Source organism: Microbacterium sp. 3J1, from assembly GCF_001049495.1.
In the GTDB taxonomy this organism is placed as follows: Bacteria; Actinomycetota; Actinomycetes; order Actinomycetales; family Microbacteriaceae; genus Microbacterium.
This window is the reverse complement of sequence record NZ_CDWI01000018.1, coordinates 1-342: the sequence shown is the minus strand read 5'-3', so window position 1 is coordinate 342 and position 342 is coordinate 1. Positions and strand designations below refer to the sequence as shown.

Here is a 342-nt window from a genome sequence, read left to right as displayed (position 1 = left end):
GATCAACCCGTGGATGGAGCCGACGAAGCCCACCGACACGGCCAGGGCGGTCGAGCAGTGGCAGAAGCTGCACGACCTGTACGTCGAGCTGGGTCACGAGGTCGAGCTGATCGAGCCGCTCGCCGGCTACCCCGACATGGTCTACACCGCCAACGGCGGGTTCGTCATCGACGGACGGGCGTACGTGCCGAAGTTCCGCTTCGTCGAGCGTCAGGGCGAGGCACCGGCGTTCGCCGACTGGTTCCGCGGTGCCGGCTACGACACCGTCATCCCCGAGGAGGTCAACGAGGGTGAGGGCGACTTCCTGCTCGTCGGCGACGTGATCCTCGCTGGCACCGGATT

1 protein-coding gene is annotated in these 342 nt (G+C 67.3%); it reads left to right on the top strand.

The window, feature by feature from the left end; translation table 11 throughout:
• A partial coding sequence (locus BN2660_RS16360) for a dimethylarginine dimethylaminohydrolase family protein (protein WP_369690563.1) occupies positions 1-342 on the top strand: 342 nt, incomplete at both ends.